Annotated in this window: 15 protein-coding genes and 1 riboswitch; of the genes, 9 read left to right on the top strand and 6 right to left on the bottom strand. The window is 72.0% G+C overall.

Features of this window, described 5'->3' with window-relative positions:
* Window positions 1-28: 28 nt before the first annotated feature.
* Genes ER308_RS10485 through ER308_RS10475 form a run of 3 tightly spaced genes read right to left on the bottom strand, consistent with a single transcriptional unit; the run spans window position 29 to window position 3,026 of the window.
* Window positions 29-826: an ABC transporter ATP-binding protein gene (locus ER308_RS10485; protein WP_131154941.1), complete on the bottom strand. Its 798-nt coding sequence runs from the start codon at window positions 824-826 to the stop codon at window positions 29-31.
* Window positions 823-1,986: a FecCD family ABC transporter permease gene (locus ER308_RS10480; protein ID WP_205746007.1), complete on the bottom strand. Its 1,164-nt coding sequence runs from the start codon at window positions 1,984-1,986 to the stop codon at window positions 823-825. Before ER308_RS10480 ends, ER308_RS10485 begins: the two co-directional genes overlap by 4 nt.
* Entirely contained in the window at window positions 1,983-3,026 is a 1,044-nt protein-coding gene (locus ER308_RS10475) for an ABC transporter substrate-binding protein (protein WP_205746006.1), read from the bottom strand. The genes ER308_RS10480 and ER308_RS10475 overlap by 4 nt, the downstream gene beginning before the upstream one ends.
* 94 nt (window positions 3,027-3,120) lie before the next feature.
* Window positions 3,121-3,314, bottom strand: a riboswitch (cobalamin riboswitch).
* 144 nt (window positions 3,315-3,458) lie between these two features.
* On the opposite strand from ER308_RS10475, the gene ER308_RS10470 reads away from it, so the two are divergent.
* Window positions 3,459-4,373: a cytochrome c oxidase assembly protein gene (locus ER308_RS10470; protein WP_131154940.1), complete on the top strand. Its 915-nt coding sequence runs from the start codon at window positions 3,459-3,461 to the stop codon at window positions 4,371-4,373.
* 6 nt (window positions 4,374-4,379) lie between these two features.
* Here ER308_RS10470 and ER308_RS10465 read toward each other — a convergent pair whose 3' ends face one another.
* Window positions 4,380-4,934 carry a copper chaperone PCu(A)C gene (locus ER308_RS10465; protein WP_131154939.1) on the bottom strand — a complete coding sequence of 185 codons (555 nt, stop codon included), beginning with the start codon at window positions 4,932-4,934 and terminating at the stop codon, window positions 4,380-4,382.
* A gap of 16 nt (window positions 4,935-4,950) precedes the next feature.
* On the opposite strand from ER308_RS10465, the gene ER308_RS10460 reads away from it, so the two are divergent.
* From ER308_RS10460 to ER308_RS10430, 7 genes are all read left to right on the top strand, one after another.
* Window positions 4,951-6,618 carry an ABC transporter substrate-binding protein gene (locus ER308_RS10460; RefSeq protein ID WP_165491984.1) on the top strand — a complete coding sequence of 556 codons (1,668 nt, stop codon included), beginning with the start codon at window positions 4,951-4,953 and terminating at the stop codon, window positions 6,616-6,618.
* On the top strand, window positions 6,615-7,607 hold the full coding sequence (locus ER308_RS10455) for an ABC transporter permease (protein WP_131154937.1): 993 nt from the start codon (window positions 6,615-6,617) through the stop codon (window positions 7,605-7,607). Before ER308_RS10460 ends, ER308_RS10455 begins: the two co-directional genes overlap by 4 nt.
* On the top strand, window positions 7,604-8,506 hold the full coding sequence (locus tag ER308_RS10450; protein WP_131154936.1) for an ABC transporter permease: 903 nt from the start codon (window positions 7,604-7,606) through the stop codon (window positions 8,504-8,506). The genes ER308_RS10455 and ER308_RS10450 overlap by 4 nt, the downstream gene beginning before the upstream one ends.
* A complete protein-coding gene (locus ER308_RS10445; protein WP_165491983.1) occupies window positions 8,503-9,474 on the top strand; it encodes an ABC transporter ATP-binding protein in 972 nt (323 codons plus the stop codon). The genes ER308_RS10450 and ER308_RS10445 overlap by 4 nt, the downstream gene beginning before the upstream one ends.
* Window positions 9,461-10,135 (top strand): ABC transporter ATP-binding protein, encoded by a 675-nt coding sequence (locus tag ER308_RS10440; RefSeq protein ID WP_131154934.1) that lies wholly within the window; start codon window positions 9,461-9,463, stop codon window positions 10,133-10,135. The genes ER308_RS10445 and ER308_RS10440 overlap by 14 nt, the downstream gene beginning before the upstream one ends.
* A gap of 44 nt (window positions 10,136-10,179) precedes the next feature.
* Window positions 10,180-11,076, top strand: coding sequence for a cation diffusion facilitator family transporter (locus tag ER308_RS10435; protein WP_131156983.1), 897 nt, complete (start codon window positions 10,180-10,182; stop codon window positions 11,074-11,076).
* Between the two features lie 112 nt (window positions 11,077-11,188).
* Window positions 11,189-11,716, top strand: a complete 528-nt coding sequence (locus ER308_RS10430; protein WP_131154933.1) for an OsmC family protein — start codon at window positions 11,189-11,191, stop codon at window positions 11,714-11,716.
* A 10-nt stretch (window positions 11,717-11,726) separates the two neighbouring features.
* Here the strand turns inward: ER308_RS10430 and ER308_RS10425 are convergent, their stop codons facing one another.
* Window positions 11,727-12,854 (bottom strand): FUSC family protein, encoded by a 1,128-nt coding sequence (locus ER308_RS10425; RefSeq protein WP_131154932.1) that lies wholly within the window; start codon window positions 12,852-12,854, stop codon window positions 11,727-11,729.
* A 53-nt stretch (window positions 12,855-12,907) separates the two neighbouring features.
* Entirely contained in the window at window positions 12,908-13,870 is a 963-nt protein-coding gene (locus ER308_RS10420; protein WP_205746004.1) for an NAD(P)-dependent oxidoreductase, read from the bottom strand.
* A 209-nt stretch (window positions 13,871-14,079) separates the two neighbouring features.
* Between ER308_RS10420 and ER308_RS10415 the strand changes: the two genes are divergently transcribed.
* Window positions 14,080-15,108, top strand: a complete 1,029-nt coding sequence (locus ER308_RS10415; protein WP_131154930.1) for a Gfo/Idh/MocA family protein — start codon at window positions 14,080-14,082, stop codon at window positions 15,106-15,108.
* The last annotated feature ends 15 nt before the right edge of the window (window positions 15,109-15,123 follow it).

Here is a 15,123-nt window from a genome sequence, read left to right as displayed (position 1 = left end):
CACGGGCAGGGCTCGTCGGCCGTGGTGGTCAGTGCGACACGACCGGTGGGGGGAACGTGATCGCGGGACGTCCCGTCGCGGGGTGGTGGTCGATCACCGCCTCGACGCCGTACACCCCGGCCAGCCGCTGCGGCGTGAGCACCTCCTCGGGCGGCCCGGCCGCCACGACCTCACCCTGGTCGAGCAGCACGAGCGCGTCGCAGAACGTCGCGGCGAGGTTGAGGTCGTGCAGGGCGGCCAGGGTCGTCACCCCGGCGTGCTGGGCGAGGGCGAGCAGCTGCAGGGCATGGGCGATGTCGAGGTGGTTGGTGGGTTCGTCGAGGACGAGCACGGTGGGCTCCTGGGCCAGCGCACGGGCCAGCTGCAGGCGCTGGCGCTCCCCGCCCGACAGGGTGTGCCACGAGCGGTCGGCGAAGCCGGTGAGCCCGACGCGCTCGAGGCAGTGCTCGGCGATCTCGTGGTCGGTGCCACGGGCCTCCTTCCAGGCACGCCGGTGCGGGGTGCGCCCGAGCAGGACGACCTCCCGCGCAGTGACCTCGACGTCGGTGTGGGCATGCTGCTCGACCACCGCCAGTCGCTGCGCCAGCTCGCGTCGGGAGAGTCGCTCGGCGACGTCGTCGCCGATCCACACCGCCCCGGCGTCGGGCGCGAGCAGCCGCGCGGTGGTGCGCAGCAGGGTGGTCTTGCCCGAGCCGTTCGGGCCGATCAGCCCGGTGAAGCTGCCCTCGGGCACGAAGAGCCCGGCCTCGGCGACCACACGTGCCGTTCCGAAGGAGACCGAGACGTCCTGAACGGTGATCGGCTCACCGCGGGCGAGGTGGGTCATACGCGGGCTCGCTGACGACGAAGGATCCACACGAACACCGGCACGCCGACCAGCGCGGTGATGATGCCCACCGGCAGCTCCCGTGGCGCGAACGCGGTGCGGGCGAGGACGTCGACCCACAGCAGCAGCAGACCGCCGGCGAGCAGGCTGGCCGGCAGCAAGCGCCGGTGGTCCGAGCCGACCAGGAACCGCATCGCGTGGGGGACCAAGAGCCCCACGAAGCCGATGGTGCCGCTGACCGCGACGAGCACGCCGGTCAGCAGCGCGCACGCCACGAGCAGCAGCCAGCGCACGCGCTCGACCTGGATGCCCAGCGTCGCGGCCGCGTCCGGGCCGAACGCGAACGCGTTGAGCGCCCGCGAGGAGGCCAGGAACAGCACCAGCACCGGCACCAGGACCGCGGACGCGGTGGCCACCGACGGCCCACGCGCGGCGGCGAGCGAGCCCGACTGCCAGAACTGCACCTCCTGGGTGGCCTGTGGGTCGGCGACCCAGATGATCAGGAACGAGGTCACCGCCGCGAAGAACGCCCCGACCGCGACGCCGGCGAGGATCACCCGGCCGGGTTGCAACGTTCCGGCGTGCTGCCCGATGGCCAGCACCAGCACGAAGCTGCCGATCGCCCCGACGAACGCGCCGCTCGACACCGCGATCAGACCGCCGCCCAACCCGACGACGATGACCGAGACCGCCCCCAGCGACGCGCCGGAGGAGATCCCCAGCAGGTAGGGGTCGGCCACGGGGTTGCGCATCAGCGTCTGCATGACCGCGCCGACGCAGGCCAGCCCTCCGCCGACCAGCACCGCGGTCAGCACTCTGGGCAGGCGCAAGTCCCAGACCAGGCTCGCGCGGATCGGCTCGACCTCCACCCCGTGCAGGCCCAGCGCGGGCCGTTGCACCCACGCGAGGCCGAGCCGCTCGCTGGCGACCGTCCACACCTCGCGTACGGACAGGTCCGCCTGCCCCAGCGCGATCGCGACGAGCACCGACACGACCACGAGGATCGCCCCGAGCGGGAGGATCAGCCGCCCCAGCAGCCGGCGCGCCGCCGACGGGCCTCCCGGCGGTGCGCTCGGGGCCGGGCTGGAGGCTGCTCGGCCGGGGACGGCTCGTCGGAGGGCCCGCCCGCGCGGCGCCTCCGTCGAGCTCGCGCCGCTCACTCCTGGTCCTCGGCCAGCTCCGCGCTGAGGGTGCGCAGGGCCTCGACGTTGTGCAGCCCCGGGGTGGTGTGCGGAAAGGGCAGGACCACGACGCGGTCCTCCTCGAACGCCCGCAGCTGCGACAGGGTCGCGTCCTCGGCGATGAACTCGCGCTTGCGCTCGATGTCGTCGTCACCGAAGTCGACCATGACGATCACGTCGGGGTCCTCCTCGACGACGTGCTCCCAGCTGGCGTCCGACCAGTGCCCGTCGAGGTCGCCGAAGATGTTGATGAGCCCGAGCTCGTCCATGATCATCGCCGGAGCGCCGCAGCAGGCACCGGTCAGCGGGTCGGCGGTGCCCACGTCCCACCAGAACGCGGACATGCCGAGGTTGCCGTCGACCTCGTCGCGCGCCTGCTCGACCTCGTCGCGCGCCTGCTCGACCTCGTCGCGCTGCTCGGCGACCAGCTGCTCGGCGGCCTCCTCCGCGTCGAGCAGCTCCCCGAGGTCGGTGTACTCGCCCCAGATCTCCTCGAACGAGAGCGGCTCGTCCTCGTCGCGGTCGGGGCAGCGGCTCGGGGCGAGGTAGGTGGCCACGCCCAGGTCGTCGAGCTCGTCGCGCGAGGCCAGGCCGTCGTCGCGGAACGTGCTGGGATAGACCGAGTAGAGGAAGTCGGGCTCGAGCTCGATGATCCGCTCGAGGCTGGGATAGTCGTCGCCGCCGGTGTCGAGGGTGTCGACGCCGTCGAGCTCGGGTTGCAGCTCCTCGCTGACGTCGTCGATCGAGCCGGAGGCAGCGACCATCCGATCGCCGAGGCCGAGCGCGAGCAGGTTCTCGATCGATGCGGTGTTGACCGCGACCAAGCGTTCGGGCGGCTGATCGACGGTGACCTCGCGATCGCAGTTGGCCACCGTCGTCTCGGGAACGTCACCCGTCTTCGACGGGTCCGCATCGTCGGCGCCGGTCTCGGCGTCGGGTTCGTCGGTGGTGTCCTCGTCGGGGGAGGAGGGGACCTCATCGGCGGAGGCGTCGCATCCGGCGAGCAAGAGGGCGGACAACCCGATGGCCACAAGCGCGTGCGGGCAGGATCGGACAGGATGCACAGGGGCGAACAGACCCATGAGAGGGACCGCCTTTCCATCACCTTGTGGACGGCTGTGTCGTGCCGTGGCCGGTCTCCTGGCTCCCGGGTCCAACGCGCGATCCGCTACCTTCCCGGACGCTCGTGCGTCCAGTGGCGCCCTGGGCGAGGCCAGAGCACGCGGAGTCCGCTTCCCGGTACACAGTGGCAAGGGCCGCGCCGGGCTTTCACCGGCTTCCCGTGCACCACGACGCGAGGGACGCTAGGGGCCCGCACCCGGCCGGCGCAAGCACGGGCCTGAGCCCCTGGGCGTCGGACGACCGCGAAGGCGGAACACCGGTCCGTTTCGAACGACGATGCAGGGGTAGGGCCTCGCCCGACTGGCGACGTGCCGTGTCGAAGGGCCACCGTGACCGGAGCCGCGGGTGTCGAGAACGAGTTCCTGCTGTGGTGTGTGCGGACCTCGCACCAGTGGGACCCGCTCGGGTTGGCGGTCGCGGGAGCGATGGCCACGATCTTCGGTGTCGCGCTGTGGCGGGGGCGCGGAGCCAAGCGTGTCGCGCGCGCCACGTCGTTCGGCGCGGGTCTCGGGGTGCTGGTCCTCGCGTTGTGGTCGCCGCTGCACGACCACGGGCACTGGTCGTTCGCGGCACACATGGCGCAGCACGTGATCCTCATCGCGATCGTGCCTCCGCTCATCCTCCTCGCACGTCCGGGCCTCGCGGTGCGCGAGGCACTGCCGCGGTCCTGGGTGCGTGGGGTCGCGCCGGTGTTCGCCGCCGGCGCGTCGGCACGTCGGCGGGCACTGAGCGGTCCCGGCCGTGTCTGTATCGCGCTGGCGCACGTGGCCGTCCTCTGGATCGTGCACGCGCCGGTGGTGTACGAGGCAGCCCTGTTCGATCCGACGTTGCACTTCATCGAGCATCTGGCGCTGATCGGCTCCGCCTATGCTGTCTGGTGGGCCGCGATGACCGCCCCGGCGGTTCGTGCCGGCGGAAGCGTGCTGGGACTCGCGCTCAGCGGTGCCGCCGGCGCGGTGCTCGCGACGCTGATCATCGTCTCGCCCACCGAATGGGCCGCCGCCCACAATCCTGCCGCCGTCGGACTTCCGCTCACCCCCGCCGAGGACCAGCAGCTCGGGGGAGGAATCATGGTGCTGGTCGGCAGCGTGGTCTGGACGCTGGCAGCCGCGACCTGTTTCGTCCGCTGGCTGCGCGCGGTCGAACAGCGACAGGCCGTCCGGGAACAGCGCGTACGCGCCGGCACCGGCGCTGGCGCGTCGGCCGACCCGGCTGTTGGGCTGGCCCACCGCGACGTGACGTGACGGCGGTCAGTGGTCGTCGTGATGGTCGGGCATGTCGGCAGTGGCGACGACCGGTACCTCGACCTCCATCGCATCGGCCTCGGCGAATTCGAGGGTGATGGCGAGGCGGTCCCCTTGTTGGAGCGGCTCCGGTTCGAGCAGCATGAGATGGAGGCCGCCCGGCTGCAGGATGACCGATTCGCCTTCGGGGAGCGGGATCTCGTCGAGCTCGGCCATCGAAGCGACCCCGTTCTCCACGGTGGTCTCGTGCAACTCGACGCTATCGGCGACTGGGCTCGAGGCACCGATGAGAGCGTCGTTCTGATCGGCGGTCAGGGTGGCGTAGACCGCAGCGTGCGGGCCAGTCGGTTCGGGCGTGGTGGGCTCGTCGACGGTCACGGTGGGCTGGTCGGCGCAACCAAGGAGCAGGGCGGTCAGGACCGCGAGGGCAGATCGCGGAACGGTGATCGTGCGCATGGGTGCTCCCGACTTCGACTGAACGGTCGACGGCGAGGGGCCGACCCTTATTGCGATTGAATTGCAATAAGTAGTAGTTTGCAGCTCCGTGACCGTGATGTCCATCCGGACGGAGTTGGCGATGCGACGTGAGCTGGTGGTGATCGTGCTGATGGGCGCGACCGTGGGTGTGCTGACCGCCTGTGGCGACCAGGGCGATCCTGGTGGATCGGGCCCGGACCGCACCGGGGCCGACGATCAGACGGAGCAGCACGACGAGGGCGGGGAAGTCCCTGACGACGAGACGCTCGTGATCGCGGTCGGTGGTGAGCCGGACAATCTCAACCCGATCTTCGGCGACATCTTCGGGTCGATCTACGGCGACCACTGGCCGATGTTCTCCAGCCTCCTGTCCTACGACGGCGACCTCGAGCTCCAGCCCGACCTCGCGGCCCGGATGCCCGAGGTCAGCGCCGACGGCACCGAAGTGACGGTCACACTGCGCGACGACGTCGCGTTCCACGACGGCGAGCCGTTCGACGCCGACGACGTGGTCTTCACGTATGAGTCGATCCTCGACGAGGAGGTCGCCACGGGGCTGCGTGAGCAGCTCTATGACTCGCTCGAGGCCGTCGAGGCGACCGGCGACCACGAGGTCTCCTTCTCGCTGTCGCGGCGTGATCCCGCCTTCCTCGACAAGCTCACGCTCGGGATCGTGCCCGAGCATCTGCTAGCCGACGAGGATCTCAACACCGCCGAGTTCAACCTCGACCCGGTCGGGACTGGACCGTTCGAGATGGAGACGTTCGACGGGGGCGAGCGGATGGTGTGGACCGGCTACGACGACTTCCACGGTGGGGAGGTCGCCTTGGAGCGGGTCGTGGTCAGCTTTCTGGGCGACGCCAACGCGCGGGTCAGCCAACTCGAGGCCGGCGCGGTCGACGTGGACGCGGCCGGTCAGCCTCCGCGGGTCGCGGAGCGCTTCGACGGCGACAGCGAGCACGAGGTCGTCACCATCCCGGGAGATCAACTCGCGCTCACCATCCCGACCACGAACGAGCAGATTGACGATCCCGAGGTGCGGCGAGCGATCGGCATGGCCATCGACCGCGACGCGCTCATCGACGGCGTTTACGCGGGCGCTGCCCGGGAGGCGGAAGGGCCCTTCGCGCCCGACCACTGGGCCCACCACCCCGTCGACGCGGGGCACGACCCCGAGGAGGCCGAGGCGGTTCTCGAGGCGGCCGGGTGGACCCGGGACAACGAGGGCGCGCGCACTCGCGACGGTGATCAGCTGTCGTTCCCGATCGTCCACGGCCACGGCGACGAGCAGACCCTCGACGCGATCCTGTCCATTCGTGACGACCTCGCCGATGTCGGCGTCGAGGTCGAGCCCGAGGAGCAGCCGGGTCGCCAGGAACTCGTCGAGCGGGTGGCCGATGGCGCGGCGTCCTTGCAGACACTGGGCAACGCCTACGATCCCGAGTTGGCGATCTACCGCGAGTTCCACTCGGAGCACGCTGACGACGATCCGGGGACGAACCCCGGGCACGTCGAGGACCCTCACGTTGACGCCGCGCTCGAGGCTGGCCGGGAGACCGGCGACCGCGCCCAACGCGCCGAGGCCTATGCCGACCTCGCCGAGGCACTCGCCGAACAGGGCAGCTGGCACTTCCTCGCCCAGCTCGACAACCAGCTGGTCGTCAGCGACCGGGTGGAGGGCGTGGACCCCGCCCGCATGGAGGGGCACATCCACGGGTGGTCGCGCGGGCTCCTGTGGAACCTCCACGAGTGGCGCCTCGAGGAATGACCGCGTGGCTACGGTCCGGCGGCGCTGCGCCCCTCGTCGTTCGGCGCTTGCTCGTCCTGCCCCTCGTGCTGGTTGCCGTGGCGGCGATGACGTTCGGGCTCGTCGCGGTCTCCCCCTACGACCCGATGGATGCCTACATGGCCGCGGCGGGCTCGGTCAGCCCGGAGACCGCGGAACGGATTGCGCGCGTGTGGGGCTTCGACGTGCCGACCCACGAGCAGTTCGGTCGGTGGCTCGCGAACGTGCTGCGCGGCGACCTCGGGCACTCCCGCCTGCTCGGCGGCCAGCCGGTCGGCGAGCAGCTGCTGGCGCGCCTGGGGCCGTCGGCGCTGCTCGTGTCGACCGCGCTCGCGCTCGTCCTCGTCGGGGGCCTCGCCGCCGGGACCCTGGCCGCGGCGTTTCACGGCAGCTGGTTCGACTGGCTCGTGCGGATGGCCTCGTACGTGTCGGTGGCTGCGCCGTCGTTCTGGATCGGTCTGCTGCTGCTATGGGTGTTCGCGGTCTGGCTGGGATGGCTCCCCGCCGGCGGGGCGGCCGACCTACGAGGGGACACCCTTCCGGCGATCAGCCTCCGGCACCTCGTCCTGCCGGCGGTGACCCTCGCCTCGATGCAGTTCGGCTGGTTCGCGATGTACGTGCGCAACCAGCTGCTCGAGGTGCTGGGCGAGGACTACGTGCGCTTCGCCGAGGCCAACGGACTGTCCCGCCTCGCGGTGTTGTTCCGTCATGCCCTGCCCAACGCCCTGCTGCCGTTCGTGACACTGAGCGGGGCGCACCTCTCCGAGCTCATCGGCGGTGCGGTCCTGGCCGAGACCGTCTTCGGCTGGCCGGGCGTCGGGAACCTCGCGGTCGAGGCAGCGACCGTGGTCGACCTGCCGTTGCTCGTCGCGATCACCCTCGCCGGCTCCGTGCTCGTGATCGTCGGCAACCTCGCCGCCGACCTCACCTACCGGGTGATCGATCCGCGTATTCGGGAAGCCGCCCGATGAGGACCGCCGCGCACGTGCGCCCGTGGCGGGCGAGCCGCACCGGGCGGACTCGTCGCCTAGCCGGCACCGGCCCACCGTGGTCGGCCATCATCGCCGGCGCGGGGCTCGCCGGGCTACTTCTCGCCGCCGTCGGGGCCGAGGTGGTGCGCCCCGACGAACACTTGCGCACCGACTTCTCGGTAGTCATGCAATCCCCGTCCTGGTCGCATCCACTCGGCACCGACGACACTGGTCGGGACCTGTTGGCGCTGCTGTTGCGTGCCCTGCGCACGTCGCTGACGGTGAGCGCGCTGGCCGCCGTCGTCGCCCTCGTCGTCGGCGCCGCGGTGGGGCTCGTCGCCGGTGCGGTCGGGGGGCGTGTCGATGCGGTAGCCATGCGGGCGATCGACTTCTTCGCCTCACAGAACCACCTGTTGTTCGGCATCCTCATCGCGGTGCTCGCCCATCCGGTGGTCGGAGGAGCCGGCGCCGTAACCCTCGCCGTCGGGCTGACCCACTGGATGCGGCTGGCGCGAATCCTCCGCGCGGAGGTACTCAGTCTGCGCGAGCGGCCGTTCGTGGCCGCGGCCGTGGGGATCGGCGCGACGCGGCGCCAGGTCATCGCGCGCCACCTCCTGCCGCACGTCTTGCCGGCGGCCGGGGTGGGCTTTGTTCTGCTGTTCCCTCACGCGATCTTTCACGAGTCCGCCCTCTCGTTTCTCGGCGTCGGCATGCCCTCGCACGAGCCGTCGCTGGGGATGCTCATCGCGGACGGACAACAGTCGCTGTTCGCCGGCGCGTGGTGGGTCGTGCTGTTCCCCGGCTTCGCGATCGTGTTCGCCTCGGTGGCGATCGGAACCGTTGGAGAGTGGTGGCAGCAGCGGCAGCAGCCACGGTGGCGCGCGGAGCTCGAGCTGTGAGCACGTTGCCGGTGTGCGCTGAGCGGGTCGCCGAGGAGGTGCTGCACGTTGCCGACCTCGGGGTGCGGTTCCGCACCCGCCGTGGGGTGGTGCCGGCCCTCGCGGGTTTGTCGTTCGATCTCGCCCCTGGGGGGACCCGCGTCGTCATCGGCGAGTCCGGCAGCGGCAAGAGCGTCCTGGCCCACACGCTGCTGGGACTCCTGCCGCGCAATGCCGAAGTTCTTGGGGCCGTGCGCTTGGCGGCGCGCCACCTCGTCGGCGCATCGGCCCGGGAGCTACGAGAGCTGCGAGCCCGGCATGTCGGCTTCGTGCCACAGAGCCCAGCGACCTCCCTCAACCCGGTTCGTCGGCTCGACTCGCTACTCACCGAGCTCGCCCGCGTCAAGGGGATCCCGGCCGAGCAGGCACCCGAGCGGGTCGACGCCGCCCTGCGCGAACTCGACCTGTCCCTCGATGCGGTCGCACGCCGCTATCCGCACCAGCTCTCCGGCGGCATGCAGCAACGGGTCCTGATCGCCGCCGCGAAACTCGGCCATCCCGCGCTCGTCGTCGCGGACGAACCGACCTCGGCGCTGGACGCCGATCTCGCCGCGGACACCGCCGACGGTCTCGTCAGCCTCGCCGAGCATGGCACGGCCGTACTAGTGATCACCCACGACCTACGCCTGGCCGAGCGCCTCGGTGGCGACACCGCCGTGCTCTACGCCGGACATCTCGTGGAGGATCGGCCCACGAGTGCGGTGTTCGACGCGCCCGCCCACCCGTACACCCAGGGCCTCCTCGCCGCTCTCCCCGAGCGCGGTGGCGTGCCCATTCCCGGGATGCCGCCCGAGCTGACCGACCTTCCCCCGGGCTGCCCTTTCGCGCCGCGCTGTGAGCGCCACCAGCTCGCGTGCGACGACGCTGTTCCCCGACCCGTCGCGGTCCGTGGCGGGTACGTGCGCTGTCTCGACCATGCTCACCGCTGAAGCGATCACCTGCCGCTACGGCCGGGGGCCGGGTGCGGTCACGGCCCTCTCCGACGTGTCGCTGCGTCTGGAACCCGGGATGCGCCTCGGCCTTACCGGACCGAGCGGGTCGGGCAAGTCGACGCTCGCGCGTGTACTCGCCCTGCTGTACGCCCCCGACGTTGGGTGCGTCATCGTCGACGGCGTACCAGTCCCCCGGGCAGGTACCGCCGCGCCCCGATGGTTGCGGCGCCGAGTGCAGCTCCTGTGGCAGTCCCCTCGCGCGGCCACCGACCCACGGGCCACTCTGCGACACGTCGTGGGCGAGCCCGCCGCGCTGGTCGGTGACGACCCCGCGCCGGTCGTGGAGCACTGGGCCCCGCGGGTGGGGTTGTCCGCGGAGCTGTTGGGCCGCCATCCGCACGAGGTCTCGGACGGTCAGCTCCAACGGGCCTGTCTCGCCCGGGCGCTGGCCTGTGAGCCCGGTTACCTGGTGGCTGACGAAGCGACCGCGATGCTGGATGTCTCCACCCAGGCGGCCCTCTTGGAGGTCATCGCTCAGGTGCAGGACGATCACGGCATGGGGGTGCTCCTCCTCACCCATGACCGGGCCGTCGCGCGACACTGGTGCGGCGAGGTCGTCCCCATCGACGAGCTCACCAGCGCTCCTGAGCGAGGGTGAGGACCAGGAATCGAGCATCCGATGAGCACACGCGAGTGAGCGGCATGCCCGGACACACCCACTCCAGCGCCGCGCGAGCTCACCGCTCGCGGCTGGCCCTGGCCCTCGTGCTCGTCGCCACGTTCTTCGTCGTCGAGCTCGTCGCGGGTTTGCTCACCGGCTCGCTGGCGCTGCTGTCCGATGCCGGGCACATGCTCACCGACGTCGTCGGGATCGGCATGGCCCTCGCGGCGATCCAGGTCGCGGCCAGCGGGTGGGCCCATCCCCGCCGCAGCTTCGGGCTCTACCGCCTGGAAGTGCTCGCGGCACTCGCGAACGCGGTGCTGCTGCTCGGCGTCGCGGGGTGGGTCCTCGTCGAGGCCGCCCGGCGTGTGGCCGATCCTCCCGAGGTGGCGGCCGTCCCGATGCTGGCCGTTGCCACGGTCGGCCTCGGGGTCAACCTCGTCGCGTTCGTCCTGCTGCACCGGGGGGCGCAGGAGAGCCTGAACATCCGGGGCGCGTACCTCGAGGTGCTCGCGGACGCCTTGAACTCCGTCGGGGCGATCCTCGCGGCGCTCGTGCTGCTGCTCACCGGCTGGCCCTACGCCGACCCGCTGTTCGCGGGGCTGATCGCGCTCTTCATCGTCCCGCGTGCCTGGCGGCTGGGGCGTGAAGCGGGTCGCATCATCCTGCAGGCCGCCCCGCCCCACGCGCCCCCGCATGAGGTGGCAGCACGTCTCGCGCGCGTGGACCAGGTATCGGACGTCCACGACGTGCACGTCTGGACGCTGACGTCGGGAATGGAGGTCCTGACCGCGCATCTCGTCGTCGCCGATGATGCGGAGACCCACGCCGTGCTCGACCGCGCGCGGGAGGTGCTCGCGCGCGAGTACGGGATCGAGCACGCGACGGTGCAGATCGAGCCCGAGAGCCACGAGGGCTGTGAGGAGGTCACGTGGTGAGTTCGGCGTACGCGAAGGAGCGTGGACGCCCCTGTCGCAGGGTGCGGTAGCCTCGCCGGAGCGCGGGGGTCTCGGTGGACTCCGGCGATGACCGGAGAGGGGTTGACCGATCATGGACAGCGACGAGCTGCGCCGACTCCAGTCACCCTTGAAGACGCAGTACCGCAGTGACCCCGACAGCGCGGTCGTCACGCTCGCGGCGGGCGGGAGCGTCGACGGCGACGGCCTGACGTGCTCGGTGGAGACCGGGCGTGCCCTGGTCGAGGCGGGGCTGCACCCCGCGACGGGTGGCGACGGGTCCAGCATCTGCTCGGGTGATCTGCTCCTCGAGGCGCTGGTCGCCTGCGCCGGGGTGACGCTGCGTGCGGTCGCGACGGCGCTGGAGGTGCCGATCCGCGCCGGACGGGTGCGTGCCGAGGGCGACATCGACTTCCGGGGGACCCTGGGCGTCGATCGGGAGGCCCCGGTCGGGTTCCGTGCGATTCGCGTGACCTTCGATCTCGACACCGACGCGGACGCCGAGACCCTCGCCAAGCTGCTGGAGCTCACTGAGCGCTACTGCGTCGTGCACCAGACCCTGGCCGGAAGCCCCGCGCTCTCCATGGAGCTCGGCGGGGCTCCGTCGCCGGCCGACCCGTAGCCGGACCGCATCACTCAATCGGCGGGTCCTCGGGCGGCGAACTGGCCTCGTCGACGCTCGAGAGGGCCGTCTCGGCGTCCATGCCCGAGCAGCGGAGCAGGTCGACGACGGTGCCGCGGACCTGGCCCACGACGCGGCCGAGTGCGACCGCTCGCGGGTCGGGGAGCACGAGACTGGCGCGGTCGACGGCCTTGAGGGCGTGGTAGCGCGTGGCCATTTGCGGGCCCTGCTCGACCGCCTGCTCGCCCAGGGACCGCACCCCGCGGGCGAGTTCCTCCACGGCCTCGACCAGGGCGGGTGGAGCAGCACGGCTCCCCGAGGCGTCGGGTCGCCGCAGGACCGCGATGGCCGCTCGGGCCAGCACGCGGGTGTTGCGTACCGCCAAGTCGACCTGGGTGGCGACGTTGGCGTACGAGTCGACCTGCGCCATCTCGTCGCGCCGCAACGGGGAGAGGTGCGCGGTCTCGTCGGCAGCGGCGAGCGTGTCGTGCAGCGCGCGCACCTGCGGGTCGATCGCGCGCGACGCGTCCAGGGCCTCCCGTGCCCTGGCGAGATCACCATCGGCCAGCGCCCGCGCGATCCGCTCGAGCGAGTCGCTCATCGCCTCGAACACCGGCGCCGCCGCCTGCCGCAGGCTGCGGACCGGGTCCATGGGCAGCAGCACCTGCGCGACCAGCACGGCCACGATCCCGCCGATCAACGCGTGGAAGAACCGGTGCGGCACGAGGCCGGCCATCGGTGGCTCCAGCGTGGCGACCAGCACCGCCGAGACCGCCGCCTGAGTGCCGAGCAGCGGGCTGCGGCTCACCGCGGTGGCGGCGGTCATCGCGAGCACGACGACGACCGTGATCTGCCAGAACCCGGTCCCGAGGCCCAGGATGATGAGGTCGGCGACCGCGATGCCGACCGCGACGCCGACGACCATCTCGATCGCTCGCCGTCCGCGACGACCCGCGGCGGTGCCCAGGGCGATCACCGCCGCGATCGGGGCGAAGAACGGGTCGTCGTACCCGATCAGGGTGCTGGCGACGAACCAGGCGAGGCCAGCCGCGAGTCCGGTCTGGATGATCGGCCGCAGCCCGGTCCGCACCCGCTGCCGGGACGCTGCGACCCGAGGTGATGTCAGGAGCTTGCGCATGGCTCGACAGGATCGCACTGGCGAGGTCGCGACCGCGCCCCGGGTTCGCGACGTCAGCCTCGGACGTTCCCACTCGCCGGGTCCACGACCGGGTTCGCGGGAGGCTCACCCGCGAGGGCCCGCACCACCTCCTCCGCCGCCATCGTGCCCATGCGGTCGATCGCCTCGGCGGTGTGGGCGCTCACGTGGTCGGTGGCGATCAGGTTCGGTGCGGCGCGCAGCGGGCTGTCCGGACCGGCTCCCACGTCGGTCGCGTAACCCCCGAGTCGGCCACTGCGCAGGAACTCGGCCACCGCGGGCTCGTCGACGAGATCCGCGCGCGCGGTGTTGACGAGCAGTGCCCGCCTGGGGAGGCGATCGAGGAGCGCCCGGTCGACCAGCGTCTCGCCGCCCGGGCGGTGCAGGGACACGACGTCGCTGGTGGCGGCCAGCTCCTCGAGGGTGCACAGCCGGACGTTGCCGGCCTCCGCCGGTGGGCGGTCGGCGAACGACGGGTCGTGCCCGAGGACCTGGCCTCCGAAGCCCTGCAGCCGCTCCGCGACGGCGCGGCCGACCCGTCCGAGCCCGACCAGGCCCACCGTGAGGGCTCCGAGCTCACGGGCCTGCGGGGGCGGCGGAGCGGACCCCGGCTCGTTTCGGCCCACGCCCCGCAGGAGGGCGAGCAGTAGCGCCAGCGTGTGGTCGGCGACCGACTCGCTGTTCGCCCCGGGGGTGTTCGTCACCCGGATGCCGCGGGCCGCCGCAGCGCCCAGGTCGGCCGCTTCGACGCCGATTCCGTAGCGGGCGATGACCTCGAGTCGCGGGGCCGCGTCGAGGTGCTCGGTGGTGATCGGACCCGTCCCGGCGATCCAGGCCACCGACTCGTCGAGGAGCGGACGCAGGCCCTCCATCCCGTGGTCGGACGGGCCTCGCCGGACGGTGAGGCCGGCGCGCTCGAGGCGCCGCTCGGGTCCGCGCGACGCGGATGCGAACGAGCGTGACGTCACGAGGGCCGCGGGCTCGGCTGCTGCGGTCACCATCCGTTCCTGCCCATGAAAGCTCTCGGCCTGATTCCGCGGCCGTGGCGTGCTCTCGGGCGACGGTCGGGCGCACCCGCCGACGGCCCTTTGACCACGACAACGCCCGCTGGCTAGACTGCTAGTAAGTATAACCATACAGGTACGAGGACAGCCAGCGGAGTTCGGCCGCGCTCGGTCGCGGGCGGAGCCCGGAGGAGGTGGACGGCGTGGAGAACAGCGGACTTCGAGTTGTCCTGGCCGGAGCGGGGCGCGCCGGGATGGTCCACGGTCGCAACCTCGCTGGCCGGGTCCCGGGCGCCCGGCTCGTGGGGGTGGCCGACGCCGACGCCGACACCGCCGAGGCCGCCGCACGCGAACTGGGCTGCGAGCGGTGGTGGGACGAGCCCGCGAAGGCGGTCGCTGACGAAGGGGTCGACGCCGTGGTGATCGCGTCGCCGACCTTCACGCACGTCGACATCGCGGTGACCGCGCTCGACGCGGGACGCCACGTGCTGTGTGAGAAGCCCCTCGCGCCGACCCTCGCGGACGCCCGTCGCATCAAGGAGGCCGCGGAGCGCTCCTCGGCGGCCTTCGTGATGGCCTTCATGCGGCGCTACTCGCCGAACGTCTCGGCGGCGAAGCGCGCGATCGAAGCCGGCGACATCGGGCGCCCGTTGTTCGCCAGGTCGACGACGCGAGGCCCGGGCCTCCCGCCGGAGTGGGCGTGGGATCCCGAGCGCTCCGCGGGCCTCATCGCGGAGGTGAACTCGCACGACCTCGACAGCGTCCGCTGGTTCGTCGGGCAGGAGTACGTGCGGGTCCACGCCGTGGGCCGCGCGGCGAAGCGGCCCGACCTCGCGGCCCGCTATCCGAACTTCGTGGACCTGATCGCGGCGACGTACGAGTTCGACGAGGGCGGCATCGCCCAGGTCGACGGGGCGTGCCCGGCCGACTACGCCTACGACGCCCGGCTCGAGGTGTACGGGACCGAGGGGGCGCTCTTCGTGGGGGACGCGCGCGAACAGGGGGCGGCCCTGGTCGTGCGCTCCGATGCGGCCCGGAGCGAGCCCGCGCAGAGTTGGCGCACGGTGTTCGCCGCCGGCTACCTGGGGGAGGACGAGCACTTCGTGCGCGTCGCGGCGGGCATCCAGGAACCAGGGACCACCGTCGACGACGGGATCCGGGCGCTCGAGGCCGCGCTCGCCACGAACCGATCCGCAGAGCTCGGCCGTCCAGTGGCGATCGCCGAGCTGTAGCGGTCCGGAGCGGTC

This window comes from Egibacter rhizosphaerae, assembly GCF_004322855.1.
GTDB lineage: Bacteria > Actinomycetota > Nitriliruptoria > Euzebyales > Egibacteraceae > Egibacter > Egibacter rhizosphaerae.
This window is presented reverse-complemented; position numbering and strand designations above follow the sequence as displayed.

What these genes read in the sequence shown, in the direction of transcription:
- ER308_RS10485 (WP_131154941.1), bottom strand. Translation starts at nt 826, where the DNA reads ATGACCCACCTCGCCCGCGGTGAGCCGATCACCGTTCAGGACGTCTCG.
- ER308_RS10465 (WP_131154939.1), bottom strand. Translation starts at nt 4,934, where the DNA reads ATGGACATCACGGTCACGGAGCTGCAAACTACTACTTATTGCAATTCA.
- ER308_RS10460 (WP_165491984.1), top strand. Translation starts at nt 4,951, where the DNA reads ATGCGACGTGAGCTGGTGGTGATCGTGCTGATGGGCGCGACCGTGGGT.
- ER308_RS10455 (WP_131154937.1), top strand. Translation starts at nt 6,615, where the DNA reads ATGACCGCGTGGCTACGGTCCGGCGGCGCTGCGCCCCTCGTCGTTCGG.
- ER308_RS10450 (WP_131154936.1), top strand. Translation starts at nt 7,604, where the DNA reads ATGAGGACCGCCGCGCACGTGCGCCCGTGGCGGGCGAGCCGCACCGGG.
- ER308_RS10440 (WP_131154934.1), top strand. Translation starts at nt 9,461, where the DNA reads ATGCTCACCGCTGAAGCGATCACCTGCCGCTACGGCCGGGGGCCGGGT.
- ER308_RS10435 (WP_131156983.1), top strand. Translation starts at nt 10,180, where the DNA reads ATGCCCGGACACACCCACTCCAGCGCCGCGCGAGCTCACCGCTCGCGG.
- ER308_RS10430 (WP_131154933.1), top strand. Translation starts at nt 11,189, where the DNA reads ATGGACAGCGACGAGCTGCGCCGACTCCAGTCACCCTTGAAGACGCAG.
- ER308_RS10425 (WP_131154932.1), bottom strand. Translation starts at nt 12,854, where the DNA reads ATGCGCAAGCTCCTGACATCACCTCGGGTCGCAGCGTCCCGGCAGCGG.